Source organism: Streptomyces sp. NPDC111507 (assembly GCF_055638955.1).
Genome location: NZ_JBVKBU010000046.1, coordinates 1 through 5,639, shown reverse-complemented (window position 1 = coordinate 5,639; position 5,639 = coordinate 1). Strand labels below are relative to the sequence as shown.

At 72.8% G+C, this 5,639-nt stretch carries 1 protein-coding gene; it reads left to right on the top strand.

Features of this window, described 5'->3' with window-relative positions:
• Positions 1 to 5,639 (top strand): amino acid adenylation domain-containing protein (locus ACZ7M2_RS52305; protein ID WP_471601349.1); only part of this gene is annotated, 5,639 nt, incomplete at both ends.

The window sequence follows — 5,639 nt, the reverse complement described above, 5'->3', positions numbered from 1 at the left end:
CGGCCGTGGACGGATCTGTTGGGTCTCGACGGTCCCGCGCTCGTCAACATGTACGGCATCACCGAGACCACCGTCCACACCACCTACCACAAGGTGGACGGTGTGGACCTGGCCCGTCCGGCGACCAGCCGGGTCGGGCATCCGCTCTCCGACCTCTCGGTCCTGCTGCTCGATGCGGACGGCCGGCCGGTGCCGGTCGGTGTACCGGGTGAGATCCATGTGGCGGGTCCGGGTGTGGCGCGCGGTTACCTCGGACGTCCGGGCCTGACCGCGGAGCGGTTCGTGCCGAACCCGTTCGGCCCGGCCGGCGGCCGGATGTACCGAAGCGGCGACGTGGCCAAGCGGCTGGCCGACGGAGGCCTGGAAGTCCTGGGCCGTATCGACGACCAGGTCAAGATCCGCGGCTACCGCATCGAACTGGGCGAGATCGCCGCCGCGCTCGCCGCCGAGCCGTCCATTGCCCAGGCCGTCGTGGTCGTCCGCGAGGACACCCCCGGCGACAAGCAGCTCGTGGCGTACGCGGTGCCCGCCGAGGGCGGACTCGCCGATCCGCGCACGCTGCGTGAGAGCCTGGGCCGCGCACTGCCGGACTACATGGTCCCGGCCCTCTTCGTGGCGCTCGACACCATTCCGCTCACCACCAACGGCAAGCTCGACAAGCGCGCCCTGCCCGCGCCGGACCGCTCCGACCTGGCGGTGGCGGCCGGCTCGGTCGCCCCGCGCACCCCGCAGGAGCAGCGGCTCGCGCTGATCTGGGCCGACGCCCTCGGTCTGGACTCGGTCGGCGTCGAGGACGCGTTCTTCGACCTCGGCGGCGACTCGATCCGCGCCGTCGCGCTGGTCGGCGCGATGCGCGCGGCCGGTCTCGACGTGTCCGTCCGGGACGTCTTCGAGCGGCGCACCATCGCCTCGGTCGCCGAGCTGCTCGCGGGCCGCACCGCCCCGGTCGAGGAGTTCCGCACGGTCGAGCCGTTCGCGATGATCAGTGCGGCGGACCGGGCGCTGCTGCCGGTCGGCGTGGTCGACGCGTACCCGCTGACCCAGGTGCAGACCGGCATGCTCGTCGAGATGGTGGCCGGTTCGCGGGACGGCGCCCCGGCGGCGTACCACTCGACCGCGAGCTACAAGGTCCGCGACGAGCAGCCGTTCGACGCGGACGCGCTCCGCGCGGCGGTGCGCACCGTCACGGCCCGGCACGAGGTGCTGCGCACCTCCTTCGACCTGTCCACGGCCTCCCGGCCACTGCAGCTCGTGCACGCCTCGGCCGGGACCCCGGTCGCGGTGCACGACCTGAGCGACCTGAACGCGGCGGGCGTCGACGCGGCGCTGCGAGCCCACCAGGCCGCGGAGCGGGCCGAGTTGCTCGACCCGGCGGTCGCTCCGCAGCTGAGGGTCGCGGCACATGTCGTGGGTGACGGGTGGTGGCTGGGGCTCACACAGTCCCACATGATCACCGAGGGCTGGTCGCAGCACGCGATGCTGATGGAGATCATCGCCTGCTACCGGGCGTTCGCGGCGGGCCGCGCGCCCGAGACGTACCAGGCGCCGGACGTCCGCTTCGCGGACACCGTGGCCGCCGAGCTGGCCTCCCTGGCGTCGGCCGAGGACCGCGCGCACTGGCAGGGCGTGGTGCAGGGGTACACGCCGTTCGTGCTGCCCGCCGACTGGGCGGACCGCACGGGCGCGGCCGAGGACTACGCGGTCACCGTGGAGCTGATGGACCTGGAGGCGCCGCTGCGCGCCTTCGCCGCCAGGGCCGGGGTCTCCGTCAAGAGTGTGCTGCTCGCCGCCCACCTCAAGGTGCTCGGCCAGCTCACCGACGAGCCCGCCTTCCACACGGGGCTGATCTGCGACACGCGCACCGAAGTCCTCGGCTCCGACCGGGTGTTCGGCATGTACGTCAACACCTTGCCGTTCCCGCACACCCGTACCGCCCGCACCTGGCGGGAGCTGGTGCGCCAGGTCTTCGACCGCGAGGTCGCGCTCTGGCCGCACCGCCGCTTCCCGCTGCCGGAGATCCAGCGCACCGCCGGCACGGCCGGGCGCCTCATCGAGGTGATCTTCAACTACCAGGACTTCCACAACCTGGACGGCCGGCAGCTCGATCTCGCGGCCGGGCTCGGCTCGGGCTCCACCGAGTTCGCCCTGGAGGTCTCGACCTCCGGCGGGGGTCTCACCCTGAAGACCGACACCTCGGTGCTGCGCCGGGACGCGGCGGACCGCCTGGCCGCGATGTACCGGTCGGTCCTGGAGGCGATGGCCGCCGAGGGCGTCGACGGCGATGCCCGCACGACCCGTCTGTGCGCCGCCGACGCGGAACTGCTCGACTCCTGGACGGACACGGCCCGTACGCCGTCCTGGATCAGCATCGAGAGGGAGTTCGAGCGGTATGCCGCCAAGTACCCCGACCGGCTGGCGATCTCCGACGACACCACCGCGCTCAGCTACGCCGCCGCCAACGCGGAGGCCAACCGGCTCGCCCGCCACCTGCGCGGCCTCGGCGTCGGCCCCGACACGGTGGTCGGCATCAGCGCCGACCGTTCCCCCAAGACCGTCCTCGCCGTCCTCGCGGTGCTCAAGGCGGGCGGCGCCTACCTGCCGCTCGACCCGGGCTATCCGGCGTCCCGGCTCGCCTTCATGGCCGCCGACACGCAGGTGAAGGTGCTGATCACCCAGGGCTCGTACGCCGACGCCCTGGCCGGGATCGACGCCGCCGCGGTGCTGCTCGACGAGCCGGCCGACTGGGCCGCGCAGGACGCCACCGATCTGCCGGAGACCGCCCACCCCGACGACCTGGCGTACGTCATCTACACCTCCGGCTCCACCGGCAGGCCCAAGGGCGTCCACGTCCACCGGCACGGCATGGCCAACCACCTGCTCGCCAAGGTCGAGGACCTGGAACTGACCGCCGCCGACAGCATCGTGCAGAACGCGTCGATGGCCTTCGACATCTCGGTGTGGCAGATGCTCGCCGCGTTCGCGGTCGGCGGCCGGGTCCGGGTGGCCGACGCGGACACCGCCCTCGACCCACTGTCCTTGTTCCCGCGCACCGCCGACGAGCACATCACCGTCCTCGAGGTCGTACCGTCGCTGCTGCGCGCCGCGCTCGACGCGATGGACGCGGGCGCCCTCGACGTCCGGCTCCCGTCCCTGCGCTGGATGGTGGTGACCGGCGAGGCGCTGCCGCCGGACCTGTGCCGCCGCTGGTTCGACCGCTTCCCGCACGTGCCGATGGTCAACGCCTACGGCCCGACCGAGTGCTCCGACGACATCACACACGCCCTGATCCGGGCCGGTGACGAGATCGGCGACACCCGCGTCACCATCGGAAAGCCGGTCCGCAACTTCCGGCTGTACGTACTGGACGAGCACCTGGCCCCGGTCCCGGTCGGTGTCCCCGGCGAGCTCTACGCGGGTGGCGTCGGCGTCGCCCGCGGCTACGGTGGCCGCCCCGGTCTGACGGCCGAGCGGTTCGTGCCCGACCCGTACGGCCCGGCCGGCTCCCGCCTGTACCGGACCGGTGACGTCGTCGCCTGGAACCGGGACGGCGACGTCGAGTTCCTGGGCCGCGTCGACCACCAGGTGAAGATCCGCGGCCAGCGCATCGAACTCGGCGAGATCGAGGCCGTGCTCGTCGACCGCCCCGAGGTCGCCGACGCCGCCGCGATCGTCCGTGAGGACACCCCCGGCGTCCAGCTCCTGGTCGCCTACCTGGTGCCCGCCGAGGACGACACGCTCGACGTGGCCGCGCTACGCGCCGAACTCACCGAGCAGCTGCCGCCGGCGATGGTCCCCAGCGCCTACGTCACCCTGGACGCCTTGCCGCTCACCCCGAACGGCAAGGTCGACCGGCGCGGCCTGCCGGTCCCCGAGGCGGAGGCGGACGCCGACGCGGCGTATGCCGAGCCCGCCACCGAGGCCGAGCGCGCGATCGCCGAGGTCTGGGAGCAAGCCCTCGGGGCCCGCCGGATCGGTGCCCAGGACGGCTTCTTCGACCGGGGCGGCGACTCGATCCGCGCCGTCACCGTCGTCGGAGCGCTGCGCGGCCGGGGCTACGACGTGTCCGTGCGGGACGTCTTCGAGCACCGCACGGTCGCGGCCCTGGCCGAACTGGCGGCCGGGCGCGACAAGTTGAGCGTCCAGGCCGGTGCGGTCCGCCCGTTCTCCCTGATCGGCGCGGCCGACCGGGCGCTGCTGCCCGCCGACGCCGTCGACGCCTACCCGCTCGGCCAGGTCCAGCTCGGCATGGTCGCCGAACTGCTCTCCGAGAACGGCCGCAACAACTACCACACGGTGGTCTCCAAGCGGATCCGCGACGACCGGCCCTTCGACGCCGACGCGCTGCGCGCCGCCGTCCGCACCGTCACCGCCCGCCACGACGTGCTGCGCACCTCGGTGCACATCACCGGCTACGGCGTACCGATGCAGGTGGTGCACGCGACGGCCGAAGTGCCCGTCCGGATCGACGACTTGAGGGGGACCGGCCCGGTCGACGGCGAGCGCGAACTGCTCGCGTACGTCGCCGCCGAGCGCGCCGACCTGTTCGACTTCCGTGTCGCCCCGCTGCTGCGCGTCGCCATCCACCTGGAGAGCGATGACGCCTGGTGGCTGACCCTGACCCAGTCCCACGTGATCGTCGAGGGCTGGAGCCAGCACACCCTGGAGATGGAGCTTGTGAACGCCTACCGGGAGTTCCGCGACTCGGGCGAGTCCGCCCCGTACCAGGCCCCGCCGGTGCGCTTCGCGGACTTCGTCGCGGGGGAACTCGACTCGCTGGACAGCGCCGCCGATCGCGCCTACTGGGAGCGGATCGTCAAGGAGCACGTCCGGCTCGCCCCGCCCGCCGCCTGGGCCGGCGACCCGGCCACCGCGGAGCCGTACGGCATCGACGTGCCGCTGGACTCGCTCGCCGAGGCCCTGCGCGCGCGGGCCGCCGAGGCGGACGTGCCGCTCAAGACCGTGCTGCTCACCGCCCACCTGACCGTCATGGGCCGTCTCACGGACGCCGCGGCCTTCCACACCGGTGTGGTCTTCCACGCCCGGCCCGAGGCCGTCGGCGCCGACCGGGTGATCGGCATGCACCTCAACACGCTGCCGTTCGCCCACGAGCGCGGGGCACGCTCCTGGCGCGAGGCGATCGTCCAGGTGTTCCGCCGCGAGACGGAGATCTGGGCCCACCGCCGCTACCCGCTGCCCGCCATCCAGCGTGCCTGGGGCGGCCGGCGGCGCCTGCTCGACGTCCACTTCAACTACATCGACTTCCACCAGACCGACACCGACCTGGTGGACACCGGGACGGGCATCAGCGAGGCGCCGACCGAGTTCGGGCTCTCCGTGCACGCGCACGGCGACCGCAAGATCGGCATCCACAGCGACACCGGCCTGATCACCCGCGCCAACGGCGAGCTCCTGGCCCAGATGTACCGCGAGGTTCTGGAGTCGATCGCGAACGGGCTCGACGGAGAGATCGGGCTCGACGAGTTCGGGCTCGACGAGTTCGGGACCACGGAACCAGTACAGGGGGAGGCTGAAGTGGGCGCTCTTGCTCATGAGTTGTTCGAGGCGTGGGTGGTGGAGGCGCCGGGGTCGGTGGCGGTGGTGGCGGGTGGGTTGTCGTTGTCGTATGCGGAGGTGAATGA